This window comes from Actinoallomurus acaciae, assembly GCF_042429965.1.
GTDB classification, from domain to species: domain Bacteria; phylum Actinomycetota; class Actinomycetes; order Streptosporangiales; family Streptosporangiaceae; genus Actinoallomurus; species Actinoallomurus acaciae.
In genome coordinates this window covers 371-616 of the sequence record NZ_JBHLZP010001315.1, presented here as the reverse complement: position 1 = coordinate 616, position 246 = coordinate 371, and positions in this window count along the sequence as shown.

Here is a 246-nt window from a genome sequence, read left to right as displayed (position 1 = left end):
CGTGGTCGGCCCGCTCGTGGTCGGCCCGCTCGTGGTCGGCCCGCTCGTGGTCGGCCCGCTCGTGGTCGGCCCGCTCATGGCCCGCCCGCTCATGGCCCGCCCGCCCGGGGGGCCACCCCACTTCCAGTGTCCAACGACACGGCTCCGTGGCGGAAGGTCCGCAGGCAGCCTGTGGATAACCCCTCGCGCCCGCATCAGCGCTGGTCGGGTGCGTGTGCCCCCGCCGTGGGACCGCCGTCGGGCGGC